Annotated in this window: 15 protein-coding genes; all 15 read right to left on the bottom strand. The window is 34.9% G+C overall.

The annotated features are described in order from the left end of the window. Window positions 1–121 precede the first annotated feature (121 nt). The 15 genes from F6K15_RS06740 to F6K15_RS06670 all read right to left on the bottom strand — a co-directional run bounded on the left by F6K15_RS06740 (window position 122) and on the right by F6K15_RS06670 (window position 17,043). Window positions 122–1,069, bottom strand: coding sequence for an alpha/beta hydrolase (locus F6K15_RS06740; protein WP_293058698.1), 948 nt, complete (start codon window positions 1,067–1,069; stop codon window positions 122–124). Window positions 1,070–1,240: 171 nt separating this feature from the next. Beyond that, the gene (locus F6K15_RS06735) at window positions 1,241–2,695 is read right to left on the bottom strand and encodes a DUF1517 domain-containing protein (RefSeq protein ID WP_293058696.1); all 1,455 of its coding nucleotides are present in this window, start codon (window positions 2,693–2,695) and stop codon (window positions 1,241–1,243) included. Between the two features lie 26 nt (window positions 2,696–2,721). Then, entirely contained in the window at window positions 2,722–2,916 is a 195-nt protein-coding gene (locus F6K15_RS06730; RefSeq protein ID WP_293058694.1) for a hypothetical protein, read from the bottom strand. Window positions 2,917–2,963: 47 nt separating this feature from the next. Next, window positions 2,964–3,539: a hypothetical protein gene (locus F6K15_RS06725; RefSeq protein ID WP_293058692.1), complete on the bottom strand. Its 576-nt coding sequence runs from the start codon at window positions 3,537–3,539 to the stop codon at window positions 2,964–2,966. Window positions 3,540–4,459: 920 nt separating this feature from the next. Further along, entirely contained in the window at window positions 4,460–5,587 is a 1,128-nt protein-coding gene (locus F6K15_RS06720) for a substrate-binding domain-containing protein (RefSeq protein WP_293058689.1), read from the bottom strand. A 660-nt stretch (window positions 5,588–6,247) separates the two neighbouring features. Further along, complete coding sequence (locus tag F6K15_RS06715; protein ID WP_293058687.1) at window positions 6,248–6,445, bottom strand: hypothetical protein; 198 nt, start codon at window positions 6,443–6,445, stop codon at window positions 6,248–6,250. Between the two features lie 299 nt (window positions 6,446–6,744). After that, window positions 6,745–7,464 carry a hypothetical protein gene (locus F6K15_RS06710; protein ID WP_293058684.1) on the bottom strand — a complete coding sequence of 240 codons (720 nt, stop codon included), beginning with the start codon at window positions 7,462–7,464 and terminating at the stop codon, window positions 6,745–6,747. A gap of 407 nt (window positions 7,465–7,871) precedes the next feature. Further along, window positions 7,872–9,569: an extracellular solute-binding protein gene (locus tag F6K15_RS06705; RefSeq protein ID WP_293058681.1), complete on the bottom strand. Its 1,698-nt coding sequence runs from the start codon at window positions 9,567–9,569 to the stop codon at window positions 7,872–7,874. Window positions 9,570–9,729: 160 nt separating this feature from the next. After that, window positions 9,730–9,891, bottom strand: coding sequence for a hypothetical protein (locus tag F6K15_RS06700; RefSeq protein ID WP_293058679.1), 162 nt, complete (start codon window positions 9,889–9,891; stop codon window positions 9,730–9,732). Next, the gene (locus F6K15_RS06695; protein WP_293058677.1) at window positions 9,884–10,087 is read right to left on the bottom strand and encodes a hypothetical protein; all 204 of its coding nucleotides are present in this window, start codon (window positions 10,085–10,087) and stop codon (window positions 9,884–9,886) included. Before F6K15_RS06695 ends, F6K15_RS06700 begins: the two co-directional genes overlap by 8 nt. A gap of 293 nt (window positions 10,088–10,380) precedes the next feature. Further along, window positions 10,381–11,238, bottom strand: a complete 858-nt coding sequence (locus F6K15_RS06690) for a hypothetical protein (protein WP_293058675.1) — start codon at window positions 11,236–11,238, stop codon at window positions 10,381–10,383. 283 nt (window positions 11,239–11,521) lie between these two features. Further along, window positions 11,522–12,388, bottom strand: a complete 867-nt coding sequence (locus F6K15_RS06685; RefSeq protein WP_293058673.1) for a hypothetical protein — start codon at window positions 12,386–12,388, stop codon at window positions 11,522–11,524. A gap of 304 nt (window positions 12,389–12,692) precedes the next feature. Then, complete coding sequence (locus F6K15_RS06680; protein ID WP_293058670.1) at window positions 12,693–14,867, bottom strand: substrate-binding domain-containing protein; 2,175 nt, start codon at window positions 14,865–14,867, stop codon at window positions 12,693–12,695. A 251-nt stretch (window positions 14,868–15,118) separates the two neighbouring features. Then, entirely contained in the window at window positions 15,119–16,702 is a 1,584-nt protein-coding gene (locus F6K15_RS06675) for an ABC transporter substrate-binding protein (RefSeq protein ID WP_293058667.1), read from the bottom strand. Window positions 16,703–16,845: 143 nt separating this feature from the next. Then, on the bottom strand, window positions 16,846–17,043 hold the full coding sequence (locus F6K15_RS06670) for a hypothetical protein (protein WP_293058664.1): 198 nt from the start codon (window positions 17,041–17,043) through the stop codon (window positions 16,846–16,848). Between the last annotated feature and the right edge of the window lie 287 nt (window positions 17,044–17,330).

The following is a 17,330-nucleotide window of genomic DNA, read 5'->3' as shown; positions in this document are numbered from 1 at the left end:
AACGGATAGGATTGACTAATTATGAAAATTTTTATTTATTATCCCCTTAAAAGGGGGAGGCTTTAAACCACAATTTTTCGGTAATTAAAATTAATATCATACACGCGCTTCACCAACACCATTATTTCAAATGTTTATCAAAAAAAACCATTGCCATATCTATTAAAGCAGGGTCAAAAGCTTCACCTCTACCATGATAATGTCCCCAATCAGGTTTTTTTTCTAACTGAACTTCTACACCTTTTTCTGATAGAGCATCTGCTAATAAAACACTTTGACTCATTGGTACAACATTATCTTTTTCTCCGTGCATAATTAGAAAAGGTGGATCTTGAGCATCAATATAATTAATGGGGTTAGTAAGTGCTGCTAATTCTAATTTTTGCGAGACAGGTCCTCCCAATAACTTATTAGTTACTAAAGTATAACCATACCATTCTTTATCTTTATACTTTTCTTCAACAGCAGGAGTAATAGGTTCTTCAAAAGCGGGAGGTACTTTCGTAAAATCTGTAAGTGGATACCATGCACAAACTGCTTGTACGGCACTAGATATTTCTGGATTATTTGTTCCTTCCAATTCTTTTACTCCTGCTGATGTTCCTAATAAAGCACTTAAATGTCCCCCAGCAGAAGGTCCCCAAGCACCAACATTATCAGGGTTTATATCGTACTTATCTGCATTTTTTCGTAGCCAACGAACTGCTTTTTTGACATCATGAATTTGGGCAGGAAATAGTGCTTCATTACTAAATCTATAGCTAATACAAGCCATGGCATAATTTCTCTGTACCACAATTTTTCCGGGGCAATATTCTTTAGTTCCTTGTAACCAACCACCACCATGAATGTAGATTAACAGAGGTAAAGGTTTCTCTGGTTTTGTTTCCGGTAAATATAAATCTAAAAGTAGTGCTTTTTCCTGATTTTGATAATTATAATTTCCATAAACAATATTTTGTAAAACTTTAACTTCCGTAGGTTTTTGCTGACAACTTGTAATTAATAATATCAGCAACAGTAATAAAAATCTGAGGGGATGAGTCAACCTCCGAAAAGCAATAAGCATCTGTTGTATTTCCTTACCAGAAAGAATATAAAAATACACCTTGAATTCAATAGTATTTTCTCTAACATAGCAATCTGTCTAGAGTTTGTCAAAAAACCAGAATAATATCAAATCCCCGTTTAAAAAAATCACTTCTGATTTCTGATTTCTGACTTCTGACTTCTGACTTCGTTAAGCTGTTGGAGTCCAAAGTAACTCAAATACTAATAAATAATCAGGGGTAACTTTGCCTAACTCTTTCAAAGTTTGCTTGAAACTTTCTCTATCATTAACTTCACTAAATAAAGGATAATCATCCTCCGTTCCCAACAATAAAGTCACAAGAATATGACTATCGACTTCCACATTATCATCAACAGTATTAACTTCAAACTTACACCTCTCAGCAAAAGAAAACTGCTCAAAAATTCTTTCAGCTTCCTGTCTACTCTCCACGGTTTCCGAATTAGCAACAACATCAGTCCAATATTCCTCCGTTTGCAGCAGGACGATCGCCGACATCAATAATAACTCTACTCGACCTTCTGGAGTATCAAGATCAATCTCCTCACTCATTCTCGCTAAGTCAGATTGAATATTATTTGCTGGTGCAACCATTGCCACTTGTAACTTACTCACAGTGACGATATCATTAACCAAATCTTCTGGTACAGTTGCCACTGGCACTATTTCTTCAATAACTTCCACATATCCTGGTGACTCCTCAATAACTTCTATATATTCATCTTCCTCAGCTACCAATACTTCTCGACGACCGCCAAAAGCAGGAGCGATCGCCATAATTAAAGCATAAAAAATACATACCAGTAAAATTCCAATTAAAAGTATAGTGAGATACATTGTTAAAACTGTTCCGGGTCCATCGTAGTAGCTGTAAACAACTCGTTCGCGGACAGTAGGTTGGTAGTAGTAGCGCACCCTCGTAGTTGGATGCACATAATAAAATCGATTTGTACCAGGTTGCTCGTAATAATATCGTCTAGTGCTACTATCAATAAAATAACGTTCCCCATTATCAACATTCATGTAGTAACGTTGTTGGGTTGCTGGTTCTACATAATAAAATCTCCCTGTACCTGCTTCCTGATAATAACGTTCTTGAGTTCCTGGACGGGTATAATAACGTCGTCCGGTAGCAGGTTCCACAGAGTAACGTTTTTTTGTAGTTGGAGCAAATGAACCACTGCGAGTCCGTCCACCAGTGTTGATGTTATTGGTAGTGGGGCGAGTATTATTGTTTGGTTTGGTATTGTTGCTAGGTTGAGAAAATGAACCACTGCGCTGAGAGTTACTACCGGAAGTGGGGACTGGTTTTGTCGTGGGGCGAGTGTTATTGGTCGGTGAGACTATATTATTTATGGTAGGTTTGGGTTTTGAGTTACGAGGTTGAGACTGAGAACGGACTGGTTTACTGCGACTGGGGGAACTACTTCTGCTTCTACTCGAACTTCCAGAGCTACTTCTACTTCTACTTCTTCGTCCTCCTCCTCCTCTTCTTCCTGCGTAAGCAATGGAGGTCTCTGTATTAATTAATGTGCTGATGTCATTACTATGAGGATTAATACTAACTTCATTAACCAAAAATAATGAGACAATTGTTGCTAAGATTAATTTAGATTTACGCATTTCCTGATTTTTCCTAATTTATCTTTTTATTTTGGGTTTAATACCTCACCGTCTACACGATGTTGACAATTGGTTAGGGTTTGTAGACACGAAGTGGCTTGTCGAAGACTATCCCCATCCATTTTTTCTTCCTTCTTTCTTCTTCCTTCTTCAACAAAGTAATTGAGTCTGAAATTCTTCCTTTTAGGGTGAAATATTTTGATAACGGGGATTTTTAACAACTCTCCAAAAATAACTTCTAACTTCTGAATTCTGACTTCTGACTTCGTTAATAGTTAGCCTTTTTCTTAGCAATTTCTCGATTATTTCGATATAAATCAATTCTGTTTTGGGCAACCTCATATTGAGTATGAGATTCAGGAACTTCTTTCATTAAAACTAAAGCGTTATGCCAAGTCATTGCTACTTCATTCCACTGTGTTTGAGTATTAGCTGTTTGGGCAAGTTCGGCTGCTTTTGTTGCTGCATTTATTCCTTCTCTAAATGGGTCAGAAATAACTTCGGTTGTTTCTATCTTTGTTGAAGTATTTTCGGAGTTAGTAGTAATAGTTGGATTTTCGGGAATATTGGCAGAATTAACCACAAAATTATTAGTTATATGATTTCCTAATGTTCCAGTCCCTACAAGAGAAAAAATCAAACCAATTATCATCAAGATAAAATTTTTTCTGATTTTTCTCTGACTCCAATTTGTTAGATAAAAAATGACAAAAGCAAAAGGAATAAATAAATAAGAAACACCCCATAATGTGCCTTCACTAAAAGCTTGAACTAAGCCCCATATTCCACTTACTATTGCTAATATTAGACCTAGAATTAAGAATCCAATTCCTAGAAAAAACATTTTCCTTAAGTATCCTTACGCAATGTATATTTATATGAGATTTATTTTTTTGTCTGTAATTCTATTTTAGGCTATAGAAAAAAAATATTCTAGATTAAAAAAGTGGTTAGCACTCAGCAGTTAGCACTCAGCAGTCAGCAAGATTATTTTTCTAAAGTTTAAAAGGGGATTTTAATCCAAGCTCAAAAAGCTGATAGCTAGTTAAATATACTGAAATTTACGAAATGGACTAAGTTGTTTAAATACATAGCAGGAAATAGCGGTGCAACCCCTCGTCGGCAACAGACGTAAGAGAATGGGTACTCTTGTGAATAAATAGTGGGAAAAACATTTCCTCGTATTTGATTTATCATCACTCTATGTCAAATAACAACTCGTTTTTGCTATTAATTAAATTGATAATATTCAGTTCAACAAGACCTGAAATTAACATTTTTTAGCGGTGTTAATATAATGTATTTCTCAGTGATATTTAAGATATGCAGATGAGAATAAATCACCAATATCAGGTCCACTTGATTAGCGGTCGTAAAGTTATATTAAATCCCCCTGAAATTAACATCTTTTAGCGGTGTTAATATAATGTATTTCTCAGTGATATTTAAGATATGCAGATGAGAATAAATCACCAATATTAGGTCCACTTGATTAGCGGTCGTAAAGTTATATCAAATTAACTGGGTCTAAAAAAATGTTCCATCACAAGCACCACTGTCAAAATTTTCTCGATTTTGATCAGAGGTAATTATCTATTAGAGTTGTCGCTAAATAGATAGAAAAAAATCGCTCAAATTAAGACACAGTAATAATTCCAGACGTTTTTATATGAGACTGGCTAAAATCCTTACATGATAAGGGTTTACCAGTTTTTTATAGTTATAAAGCGACAAGTCTATTATTCATTATTAATTATTCATTATTTACTGCACCCTTTGCCACAACTTTTGAATTTCTCCCAAAACTGATGGTTGTGGTGCTGGTAAAGTGGAAATTTGCGGGTTAACTTGAGCACCAGGAATATTCTGATTCCAAGGACTATTGGCAACAGATAGCAGATCGATATTGCCGTGGGTGGGACGGAAACCATACTGCACAAATACTTTTTGTTGTTCTGGTTGCGTCAAGAAATCTATAAATTTACCAGCAGCATTAGCAGTTGCCCCATTTACATCCCGACGCACGACCGCTGCTGTCGCTACAGTTTCTACGGTGGGGTTGAGATAATAAACTTGATAAGGTTTATTTTGAGCTGCACCTGACTGTTGCCAACGATAGAGGGCGATGCTTTCGTAAACTGTTGCTACATCCGCATCATTAGGTCCGCGAGCAATAAATTCTTGTAACAAGATATCGGTGGAACGGGGAGGCAAATAAACTGACCGTTTGACTGTACTAAATAATGATTCAACGGCGGGTGTATTCAAGTTGTTGTTGCCTTTTGACTTTGCCCACAAATTCATGGTTATTTGCCCACTATTGGAACGAGTGGGGTCGGTGGTGACGAAATCAAAACTACCCCATTGTTGTTGACCGCCTATTTTTTGCCAGCTACCTGCTGCCATTGCTTTTTCTAATTGTTGCCAGGAAAATTTGCCATTGGGAAATAAGATTTTTCCACGTTCAGGCCAAGCAATTCCTACTAGGAAAGTTTTGGCGATCGCTGTTGGTTGTTGATAGAATGCTTGGGTATTATTTTGACTTTGCCAGCGTTGGTTTAATTCATCTAATAGTGCTGCATTTGTTGGGATTAAAACTGTAGGATTAAAGTCGTTTTTTTGGTCTATGTAATTGTTGATAATATCCTGGGAACCTTGAAATTTTAATTCTAAGTTTATGTGGGGATATTTTTGCTCAAATTGAGTTTCTATTTGTTGGAGTGGTTCGGCAAATTCTGTGCCACTAACTACTATGATTTTTTGATTTAATCCTGGAATTGGTGCATAAGCTAAAGCTACAGCTATGCAAGTAAGTATTCCAGATAAAATGCGATTATTTTTGATAGATTTTTGATTTGTAATTGTCATGGTTGAATCTTCTCCTAGTGTCAATTCAGTTAATAGTTAAGTCTAATTAAACGTTAAAATTTTGTAGGTGCGGGTTTAACCAAAAGCTTTGAAGTCAGGGCGATGATTTATCAAAATAACATGGGTCTAAAACCCTGCCTTTTAAGGCACAATATTTTTGGAGAGAAGCTCAAATCCTTGGGTGCATCTCAATTTTGAATAAAGCCAAAAATTTATTGCTTTTAGGCAACAGGCAACAGGCAACAGGCAACAGGGAATATATAGGAAAAAAGTATTTTTGCTATGAGATGCACCCAAATCCTTTACTTCCCCTCCTGGGAGGGGGAGGGGCGAGGGGTGGGTTAACTTCTGACTTCTGACTTCGTTAACAAAACCCGCTCTCTAATATTGCTGTTTTTTTACTGTCAAAATACTATTGTTTTTAGCAAATTTTATTCTCTGGGATTTTATTGGTGGGTCAAGTACATATTGTTAGAAAATTCATCATATTTTATTTGCTACTTATGGCATCGTTAACTCCTAGTTGTCATCTATATATGGCAATTCTTGACTTATGAAATATCTAAAACAACGGAATATCAATCATCAACCTTTTATCCTAGATAACTAAAGACTTATTTCTCCTTTTTCTTTCTTTCTCCTTCTTCTTTCTTCCTTCTTACTTCTTACTTCTGCTGATTAACTTTAACGACTGCCAGCATCTTTATCTGGAACAGGTGGTTGTTCATCCTCTTGATGATTTTTTTGTTGTTGAATAATAGCTATTTCAGCTTGAGAAAAACTATCGTTTAACTTATTTATTAGTATTTTCTCCTCTCGTAAAAAAGTCATAGTTGTTGTGAAAAGTACTACCAACAAAAGAGAATCAAGTTTATTTTTCATAATTTTCTTTCTGGTACTTATAAAAATATCAGAAAGAATTTAACTATTTATGCAAACTTAATTCTTTTTAGGGACACAATCAAATCAATGTACTTAGGGTTTGCTGAAAAAGTCTTTTTTAAGGAGCGGGGGAGTAGGGGAGTAGGGAAAATAGAAAGATTTACTGTTTAAGCAAGAGAATAAGTTTTTTGATCGCTAATTATCCGGACATGGTATAATCTTCTATCCTAGATCAATAAAGGTCTTCTTCCTTCTTCCTTCTTCCTTCTTCCTTCTTCTTTCTTCCTTCTTCCTTCTTATCAAAGGAATATTTTCATATTATTTTGATAGCTATTTAACTCATCACTTAAACTGCGTAATTCTTGAATTTCTGCCAAATCATTTAAGTTAGCATTCCGCAATTTATTCTCTAGTTCTTGCAATAATCCTGCCGAATCTTGAACCATGGTATGTAGACTAAGAATTTTTGCTTGTCGAGTATCTTTTCCAGCTTTTGCTAACTGAATATTTCGCTCTAAACTCGCAGCTAATTGTTTTAAATGCTGTTGAGTAATATCAGAATTAGACCTTTGCTTACTCTTAACTTCTAATAATTGTCTTTCCAAATCCTCCACAGATAATAATGCCTCATTCTTCGGTAAATTTTGAGACATTTCTGTAATTTTATGTGGTAGTTCAATAGCGCGATCGCAAACTGATTGAACTGTTACTAATAATTCCATTTGAAAGGCTTCACCACCTAACAATTGATTAGCTTCTTGTCGCAAAACTTCAGCTTTTTCTGCCAAATTTTTTGCCAGTCCAGAAATAACTTCTAATTCTTGTTCTAACTGTTTTTTTGCCAACTTTTCAGCATCGGGTTCTTGAGATTTCAACACTGTAGCACTTGCCACAGAAACAACTGCCGTAGCAGGTAAAATTACAAAATTTGGCAACTTCACAAACCGGACACCAGTTATTAACAAAAATCCACCTATTAATATAGATATAGGATAATCAAACGGATTCACTAATTTCATATTTACCTCTAGATAAAAATTAAAACCCACATTCCGCACTTCAATTTTTATGATTAAAATTAGTATAAAAAAATCGTAGCTTGGCAGGCATTTGTACTATGAAAATCATCTGCATTACTTTTTTCGCTCATCAAATTCCGAGTAAAGAATGAAGCATAAATACTTGCTCGAACGCTTACTCAATTACCGAAAAATTTTGGTGGAAAGGCTCCCCTTTGAAGGAAATAATAAAGAAAAATTTTCCTTTGAATCAATCCTATTCTTGAAAAGAAGAGGTCATAATTAATTATTAATTATTAATTATTAATTGTTGAAGGTAGCTATGATTTTCTTCTAAAATTCTGTCTCCTGTCTCCTGTCTCCTGACTCCTTCTTCGGTTTCTACATTTTGTGGTGCCGAATGTGAGTTAAAATTCTGTTTGTAGATCGGACATTAAATTAACAATACTTTCTGGGTCTCCCTGACGATAATAACCACCATTTAAACTAGCAATTTGTTTCAAGACTCCAGCATCAAATTCTCCCTTTTTCCCATAACCAATAGTAAAAAAAGCAATCCTTTTGTCAGAATCAAATCCACTGTTTTTCAGATTATTGCTCAGTTGTTTGAGAGAAGTTTGAGAACCAGAGTCTTCCCCATCAGTTAAAAGAACTACAGCATTAATAGCATCAGAACTGAGATTTTTTTGTAATAAATTTCTGGCATTCAAAGCAGCATCATAAAGTTTTGTACCACCATCCGCTTTCAAACTACTAATAAACTGCATACCGCGAGCGCGACCTTCAGTAGTACCATCAACCCAAACCGGAGCTTTAATTTCAGTGTCAAAATCAATCAGAGCAATTTTTTCTTTTGGTCCTAAACCCTCAAGATAGTAGCGCAAAGTATTCTGAACAGCAGGTAACTTTTCACCGCTCATAGACCCAGAAGAGTCAACTACCAAAACCACCTGAGATGGTTTCTTCGCAAATTCTTGCCAAGATTTAATCATGGCATTCACTACTTCTGGTTGGGGAGTCCGCAGAGAATCATATTTAGCATTGGGGTCTACTCCGTATTGGGAAGAAAATTTTGCTCCCAAAGACACTCCCGGTATCCCTGGTCTGAGACCTAACTCTGTAAGAATTTGTTGGGCGACTGGCGATCGCAAATATTCAATGACTTTTTCTGCTGCCTCTTGTTCATCCTCGCTCACCCAGGGTGCAGTTGGTAAAATTGCCCTCATATTAGAAGTAAAAGTAGAACTGGGATAAATTGCCTCATAGCGAGTTTGAGTATTAGCAGTATTTGCCTCAATTACGGAAGACTCATAAACAGAAGCGATGGATGCCCAAAACGGACCATTTTTCACCATATCTTCAGCTAGAGAACTGGTGGAAACCCCGTAGCGAGTGACTTTGCTCTGAATTTTTTGGACTTGGGGTTGATATTGTTGTACGTCAGCAGCAGTGAGTTGTTCGGGGCGTTTATTGGCAACAGAGGCAAACTGAGCTACCAAGGTTTGCAGACCAGAATTGGAACGAGTGGGAGCAGTGTGAACATAATGTATTGGCAGTTGGGGACTATTAGGGTCTAGGTCTTGGTGAGTTTTAGCACTGACCAGGGAGCGATATATATCTGGTTGTTTTCGTAGTCCTGCTGCTATTTCTTGTGATGCCATGAATACCATGGGACTATTTGCCAACAAAGGTGCGTCAGTGATTTGAGGAATATAATTTTGTCCGGGATAAATTTGATTAATTTGGTACAAGAGTTGGGAATGATAAATTTCTCCATCTACGGAAATTAGGGTGGGAAATTTTGGGGAGTCTGGTTGGATGGTTCCATTTTTGAGTTTTTGGGATAAAGAAACAATATCTTTGACTACATCTCCACTACCTTTCGCTTCGCATTTTAGGTAAAAAGATTTACCATTATCGAGTTTTGGTTGTTGTTGGTTTAGTTCAGTTGCAGCTTGGTTACAGAATTTTTCTAAAGCACTGCCAACTAAAAATTTGACTTCCAACCCTGAAGTATTTGAGGAATTATTAGCTGGAGTACAAGCTCCCAAAAACAGAAGTCCTAAGCTGGGAATTAGACTGATTTTTTGCCAGTTGATTTTCATTTTTCTGTGATAGTAATTGAACTATATTTATTAATCAGTCTTTTTCTCCCTTTTTATGCAAAAAAAATAGGCATCCTGTAGAATGCCTTTATGAATAATCTGTTTTTGCCTCTATAAAAAAAGGGACTCTACATATAGCAAGGGCGAATGCCATTCGCCCCTACAGGTCAATTTGCGTAAGTCCTGTAAATGCTTTCTTCCTTCTTCCTCCTTCCTTCTTACTTTTGACTGATAACTTCCTTCTTACTTTTGACTTTTGACTTTTAACTTTTGACTTATAAGTTCCTTCTTCCTTCTTCCTTCTTCCTTCTTCCTTAATCAATTATCCAATAACCATTTTCTCGCCAATATTGTTCTCTTAAAGCTGCTTCTAAATCATCTTCTCTAATCCAACCTTGAAATAATAAAAGCTCACCAATTTTTTGATGACATGAAGTCTGAATATCTATTACTTGATTTAATTGAACTTCAGAAATTAATTGTCTGCGGATTAGAATTTCGCCTATTTTCATCATCATATTTCACCTATTTGAGATTGATATAATTTTCGATAGGCACTCTAATAATTGACGTCATATATTAAGTGTCTATTTTTCTTTATACTTATTAATCAGCTAGTTTCTGGAAAATTATGCAAAATTCGATCTAGCTAGGAATAAATAGTAAGAACTCAAAGCGTCTTACTCTATTATTCATCAACAAAACATGGCAATTTTACAGATATTATCGACATTGTTTACAAAACTTAATATTTTAAATGTATAGACATTTCTATTCTACTCAACTCACCCAAAGCATTCAAAAAAAATGATTATTCATTTGACAAGTCTTGATAGGGTATCTCGATAAAATCAGATAATATTGTGGCTGCTTTTTTACTTCTTTCAATGTCATAATATTTTCTTAAAGGGACTTTTAACTGATTATTTTGATTTTCTGCAGGTAATACTAACTCTAAGCTATAGAATTTATCTCCATCGCTATTTGTGTCACTGTCTAGAATTAATTCTTTGATTTGGGCAAAAGAATAGTGTTTGGTTTTAGTATACAATCCCAATAAAGAAGAGATTTTGTAGGTTAATTGTCCTTCACTTTTGTTAAGTGTAATGATTTTTAGATAATAAGGTTTACCTAGAAGTAAAACTGCTATTCCAATAAAGGTAATGTTGAGAGCTAAAGACATCAGGTTTTTCCATTTCCAACGTATATCGTACTGAATAAGCAGAGATGGTTCAGTTGAATTCTTGATAAATGTGTTAATTTTTTCCACCATTTCATTCATTTCTTGAGGGTAACCCTTAACACCATTGGTATATGAATTACCCTGCCAACTGACAACTTCTTTTCCTGTTTGAGTTACCAATGTCACAAAATAATTACTGCCATAACTATCATTTTGGGAATTAAATTTGGCTTCTGTTACCCGAGTCAAGGAATTAGAAGAACCTTGGATTAAACCTAAATACTTTGAGCTATTGACCTGACAATTAACTTGAGTTGGTTCGACCCGTTGACACGAAACCTTAATTACTCCCATCTCCGATAAAATTAATAAACTCAAACCCAACGATCTTAGTACAAAGGGAAAAACTAAGAACAAAAAGACACAACCAAAAGATGATCTATCTTGAAAAATAATTTCTTTTTCAGTCTCCTGAACTACTTCCATATAATTTCTCCTGTGATACCTGAATTGGGCAACCATATATCTACAGATAGAGAAGGTCTCCAAATGAAGATTTACTAATTTATCAGGCACATAGGAGAAATTTATGCAAAATTCGATCTAGCTAGGAATAAATTGTCAGAAATCAAAGCGCCTTACTGTATTATTCATCAACAAAACATGGCAATTTTACAGATATTACCAGTATGGTTTACAAAACTTAAAATTTTAAATGTATAGACATTTCCATTCTACTAAACTAACCCAAAGCATTCAAAAAAAATGATTACTTATTTGACAAATATTGATAGGGCTTATCGATAAAATTAGCAACAACATTAGCTAATTTTTTAACTTTTTCAATGTCAGAATCATATAATATTAAAGGAATTTTAAACTGATGATTTTGATTTTCTGCTGGTAATACTAACTCTAAGCTACAGGATTTATCTCCATCGCTATCTGTATAACTGTCTAGAATTAACTCTTTGATTTGGGCAAAGGAATAATGTTTGGTTTTGATACCCAATAAAGAATAGATTTTGTAGGTTAATAGTCGTTCACTTTTGTTAAGTGTAATGACTTTTAGATACAAAAGTGTATACAGAAGTAAAACTCCTATTCCAAGAAAAGTAATGCCGATAGCTAAAGGTATCAGGTTTTCCTTTTTCCAACGTAGATCGTACTGAATAAGCAGAGATGGCTCAGTTGAATTATTGATAAATGTGTTAATTTTTGTCGCCATATCAATCATTTCTTGAGGGTAACCCCTAACATCATTGACAGATGAAATACTCTGCCAACTGACAACTTCTTTTCCTGTTTTAGTTACTAAGGTCACAAAATGATTAAAAGAAGTGTAACCATCACTAGCCTGACTCTTCCGCGAATTCAATTTGGCTTCTGTTACCCGAGTCAAGGAAGTAGAAGAATATGGGATTAAACCTAAATACTCTGAGTTATTGACCTGACAATTAACTTGAGTTGGTTCGACTCGTTGACACGAAACTTTAATTACTTCCATATCTGATAATTTTACTAAACTGAAAAGCAACGATATTCCTACCCAGGGAAAAGCGAATAAAAAGGCACAACCATAAGATAATCGATTTTGAAAAACCAGTTCTTTTTCAGTCTGCTTAACTATTTCCATCTAATTTCTCCTGCGATACCTGAATTGGGCAACCATATATCTATAGATAGAGAAGGTTCCCAAATGAAGATTTACTAATTTATCAGGCACAACCGAAAAATTTATGCAAAATTCTAGGAATTAAATTTATTACCATGTCCGTTGAGCTATTGGTAGGGTGTGTTAGCGCTAGCGTAACGCACCGCACCTGATGGGTTAAGAATGGTTTGGTTTCTTTTTGTCCATAGATGGTGCGTTACATTTCATTAACGCACCCTACTGGACTATCTGCTTTTTCCTTCTTCCTTCTTCCTTCTTTAAAACATTAACGAATTGGACTATATCCAGCTTCTTCAATTAATTTTTGCCCTTCATCTGTCAACAGTAAATTTCCATAAGCTTCTCCAGCTTTTTCATCAAAAGAACCATCTTTTTTCACAATCACAAATAACCGTCTCGAAATCGGATATGTTCCATTTTCAAATGTTTCTAAATTTGGTTGGTTACGCTGTTCAGGACAATTTTCTGGTGGCACAAATTCACCTTTATAAGGAGGAACAAAAGTACCTCCCGATCGATAGGCAATTGATAAAGGTTTCACGCCACACTGAGGAATAATTTCTGAAGCTGTGGCAAAATAAATTCCTCCTTTATTTGCAGTTACCTCTCGTAAAGCTTGAGTAGTAGTGGGAACCAAAGCTACATTTTCACTAAATTCTTTGTTACCTAAAATGTTTTCTTGAAAGAAAGGAGTTGTACCACTATTCAAAGGACGAGTATAGAGAATAATTTCAATATTAGGTCCTCCTACTTCGCTCCAGTTTTTAATCTTACCAGTATAGATTTCTTGGAGTTGTTTTAAGGTTAAACCTTCAATATCAAGTTCGGGATGAACTACTATAGCAATGCCATCCATAGCAACAGGAATTTGCTTTAGTTGAAAACCTCTATTTCTGGCGATTTGCAATTCAGTATCTGTCAAAGGTCGTGAAGATTCAGCAAAAGAAATTTGACCTTCTAATAGCATTTTAATTCCAGTTCCTGAACCAGGAGGTAAACTCGGATGTTGTCTGTAATTTAACTGAAATTCTGGAAAGATTGCTTGAATTTTTGGATTAATTTTACTGCGAATTGGCGCCCAAGTTGTACTAGATCCATGTAGCCATTTACCATCAGGAACATCAGGAATATAAGCAAAACATCTGACAGATTTGATTTGATTTTCTGTGGGGGGTTTATTTTGGATGGGTTGTTGCGGACAGGGAGAATTTACGAAATCTTGTTCAGGTGTTTTTTCTCCACTAATCAGCGAGAAAATTACCCCACCAATAATCAATAAACTTATAGTTCCTAATAATAAGAAAATTCTTTTATTCCGTAATGAAGTTTGGGGAGTCTCGATTAAGTTGCCAGTAATTTGTTGCCAAGTTAAAGGTTTATCTAATGCTGACTCTCGAATACATATTGTTGGTAACCACATTGCCCCTGGATAATCAGATTCAAAATATTCGAGACGTTCTCTAGCAGTATGAACAGAACTAAATAAGGATTTATTTTTAGTAAATTCCTCAAAGAAATATTCTAAAAATTTGACTGCTACTTCATCAGATATGGGTTCTCGCATGACAATACTACGAGGCAAACTTAACTGAGCTAATTGACTAGCTAATCCTAAACCATCACAGGAATTAAATATTGCTAATTGTAATCCTTTATCTATTACATATCTGAGAGAATTCTTGAATTCGTCAATACTTAATTCGTCACTGTCGTTGAGAGAAATCCAGCCAATTGTACCATCTTCTTCACTGCGACTATGACCAGAAAAAATAAAGATATGATAACCTGATTCTTCTCTGAGAGTATTGGCAAATTTTTCTCTACTGGGCTGTTTTAAGCAGATAATTTCTGCTCCTTTTTCTTGTAGTTTTTGCACTATTTCTACATCTAAATCAGTATTAATCCCGGCACTTTTTCCTACGACTAAAAGCACTCTGAGTTTGCCATGATTAGGAGCAGGTTTTAATGCACCTTTTCCTCTGACTCTCATAGCAATTTCTGCTTGAGGAAACCGAGATGCTAATAAACCCCATTCTTGCCAAGGTAGTCGTCGTAGTTTAGGATTTTTTGCATCTAGAAATACACGAATTTCTGACTCAGAATTTTGCAATGAACTAAATACAGAAATTAATTCTTCTCGGATTGGTCGCCATCGACTATCGTCAGAATCTAGCCATTTATTAATCTGAGTTTTTACCAGTTTTCTTTGTTCTGAACTGGAGAAAGAAATAGTTTTTTTGGGACTAATTCTAGTAGAAATTTTACGAACTTTTTCTAATTGGTGATAAGCTAACTGCCAATTACTCAATGATGATTCTAATTCTGGTGGTAAAGCTGGTAAAAAACCATCAATAGAATCAAATTTACCATCGTTGGCAGTGAGAGTTACATGAAATCCAGGGGCTTCAGTTTCAAGAAGTTTAATCTTTATAATACTCATAGTTGCATCCTATTTTAATTAATTTATAAGTAAGAAGTAAGAGGGAAGAAGGAAGAAGGAAGAGGGAAGGAAGTTATAAGTCAAGAGTTATAAGTCAAAAGTCAAAAGTTAAAAGTAAGAATTGAGAAGGAAGGAAGTTATAAGTCAAGAGTCAAAAGTTAAAAGTAAGAATTGAGAAGGAAGGAAGTTATAAGTCAAGAGTCAAAAGTTAAAAGTAAGAATTGAGAAGGAAGGAAGTTATAAGTTAAGAGTCAAAAGTTAAAAGTAAGAATTGAGAAGAAAGAAGTAATATGAAAGACAAAAATTGTGCTACTTACGAATCTCCCCATCTCCCCATCTCCCCATCTCCCCATCCCTCTACTCTCCTCCTCCAAGATAATAAATTCATATTTCCCAGATTTAGCATTAGGTTTTACTTGAACTAATACTGATTTACCTATATCGAGAAACTGGCGATCGCCTAACTCCCCAAATCTAATTTTTCCTGTTACTCCTTCTACATCAAAATCACCACTAGATAAAATTCTTTGTAATTTTTTACGGGAATAATTACCATTACTTTTATCGAGAGCTTTAATAATAGTTTTTGCTGCATCATAAGAAGTAGCAGTACGCCAATTAATTTCAGCATTCCAAAACTTTTGAGCTGTTTGATTAAATTGAGAGTTAGGGTGACGATGCCAAGGAATAGCAACTGTCAAATTATTCTGATTTGCTTCTTCTCCAGCATCATTTACAACTCGATAATTATAAACAGAATCTCCCCCTAGTAATTTTAATCCTTTAGCATTATCAATTACTCCAATGGCATTAGTCAGAGTTTTAGTTGTCGGAACTAATAACATTACTTCAGCGCCTTGATTTTTTGCCTGTTCAATACAATCTTGAGTGCTAAAATTTCCATCATTCAAGTAACATTGATGCACAAATTTTTTCGGTAGTAGGAATGTCTCAAATTCTTGCTTCAGAGATTCACTATATTCATTATTTTTTACATAAGCTACTGCTACTTTTTGAGATTTTCCAAGTTCCTCGAAATACTCAAATAAAGCTTGAGCGGCTAGTTTATCGCTAGGAGAAATCTTAAATACAAACTTACTAAAATTCGATAAGATAGTTGAGGTGCTAGTAGGAGAAATTGCGACTAATTTATTTTTGTTATAAATTTCTCCCGCACTGAGAGTCATTGGACTAGAGTAGTGACCAATAATGGCGATAATATCTTTTTGTTTGACTAAATATTTAGCAACTTTTTTAGCAGTTTCTGGCTCATTTTTATCGTCAACAATTGTGACTTGTAAAAATTTACCATTGAGACTACCTTGGCAATTTAATTGATGTTGAGTATCTTTGATAGCTAGGGAAATTTCAGCTAAACCACAATTAAATTCACTTTGAGCTTGAGCAACTCCCCGTAAAATTTCTGCTGCAACATTAGCTTCTCCATGAGCAGGAATACTAACTGCTATTTCTAATATTTTTCTGTTTTGATTGACTTTTTTTGCTTGAGCGATGGAATTATTCAAAAAAATTACTGTCTCTGGGTCATTTTTTTTGAAATTAAGAGATTTGCGGAAATAGGAAATAGCACTGTTAAATCTTTTCTCTTTTATCTCTCTCATTCCTAATTCTTTTTCTGCGGATATTTCCCCAGAAGGAAACATGGTTTTTTCTCCAATACTATTATTAATTTTTGGAACATCTTGAGTTAGAAAGGGAATTATTAAGTCTCCTACATCCTGGAATAGGAGAATAGCTGCAATGAATAATCCTGCCAATTCTAAGGGTAGCTTGGCTCGGTGAATAAATTTATGCCAAATATTTTGTTGAGTCATTTTATCGGGTAAATATCTATTTTAAATAAAGCCAAAAAAATTATCGGTTTTAAGGAATAGGGAATAGGGAGTAGAGAATAAAGTTTTTTTACAGATACAAGATACACCTATTTTATCCTAAGCAAATAAATTACTATTTTAATTCATTGCCCCAGAATTACAAATTCATATTTTCCAGATTTAGCATTAGATTTTACTTGAACTAACAGTGGTTTATCCTTCTCGAAAAACTGCCAATCGCCTGACTCCCTAAATCTAATTTTTCCAGTTACTCCTTCTAGGGAAAAATTGGGATTAGATAAGATTCTTTGTAACTGTTTACGAGAATAATTCCCCATCATTTCATCTACAGCTTTAATAATAGTTTTAGTCGCATCATAAGATGTAGCAGTACGCCAATTAATTTCCGCTTTAGGTATGGAGGGAATAGGGAACAGGGAATAGGAAAAAAGTATTTTTACCGAGAAATTGTGGGTATGCGGCTCCCCTGTTAAGGGGATCAAAAAAAGAGAATATTCGCCCAGGTCAAGTCTCCTGATTGCATAGGTACTAATAACTGATATGAAATATACAAGATACACTCATTTTATCCTAAGTAAATAGATTACTATTTTAATTCATTGCCCCA

Source organism: Okeania sp. SIO2B3 (assembly GCF_010672525.1).
In the GTDB taxonomy this organism is placed as follows: domain Bacteria; phylum Cyanobacteriota; class Cyanobacteriia; order Cyanobacteriales; family Microcoleaceae; genus Okeania.
Note: the sequence above shows the minus strand (reverse complement) of the source record. Positions and strands in the feature narration are given on the sequence as shown.

Excerpts from the sequence above, each read along its gene's own strand:
- F6K15_RS06715 (WP_293058687.1), bottom strand. The coding sequence starts at position 6,445 with ATGAAAAATAAACTTGATTCTCTTTTGTTGGTAGTACTTTTCACAACA.
- F6K15_RS06735 (WP_293058696.1), bottom strand. The coding sequence starts at position 2,695 with ATGCGTAAATCTAAATTAATCTTAGCAACAATTGTCTCATTATTTTTG.
- F6K15_RS06740 (WP_293058698.1), bottom strand. The coding sequence starts at position 1,069 with ATGCTTATTGCTTTTCGGAGGTTGACTCATCCCCTCAGATTTTTATTA.
- F6K15_RS06685 (WP_293058673.1), bottom strand. The coding sequence starts at position 12,388 with ATGGAAATAGTTAAGCAGACTGAAAAAGAACTGGTTTTTCAAAATCGA.
- F6K15_RS06695 (WP_293058677.1), bottom strand. The coding sequence starts at position 10,087 with ATGATGATGAAAATAGGCGAAATTCTAATCCGCAGACAATTAATTTCT.
- F6K15_RS06725 (WP_293058692.1), bottom strand. The coding sequence starts at position 3,539 with ATGTTTTTTCTAGGAATTGGATTCTTAATTCTAGGTCTAATATTAGCA.
- F6K15_RS06705 (WP_293058681.1), bottom strand. The coding sequence starts at position 9,569 with ATGAAAATCAACTGGCAAAAAATCAGTCTAATTCCCAGCTTAGGACTT.
- F6K15_RS06675 (WP_293058667.1), bottom strand. The coding sequence starts at position 16,702 with ATGACTCAACAAAATATTTGGCATAAATTTATTCACCGAGCCAAGCTA.
- F6K15_RS06680 (WP_293058670.1), bottom strand. The coding sequence starts at position 14,867 with ATGAGTATTATAAAGATTAAACTTCTTGAAACTGAAGCCCCTGGATTT.
- F6K15_RS06690 (WP_293058675.1), bottom strand. The coding sequence starts at position 11,238 with ATGGAAGTAGTTCAGGAGACTGAAAAAGAAATTATTTTTCAAGATAGA.
- F6K15_RS06710 (WP_293058684.1), bottom strand. The coding sequence starts at position 7,464 with ATGAAATTAGTGAATCCGTTTGATTATCCTATATCTATATTAATAGGT.
- F6K15_RS06670 (WP_293058664.1), bottom strand. The coding sequence starts at position 17,043 with ATGATGGGGAATTATTCTCGTAAACAGTTACAAAGAATCTTATCTAAT.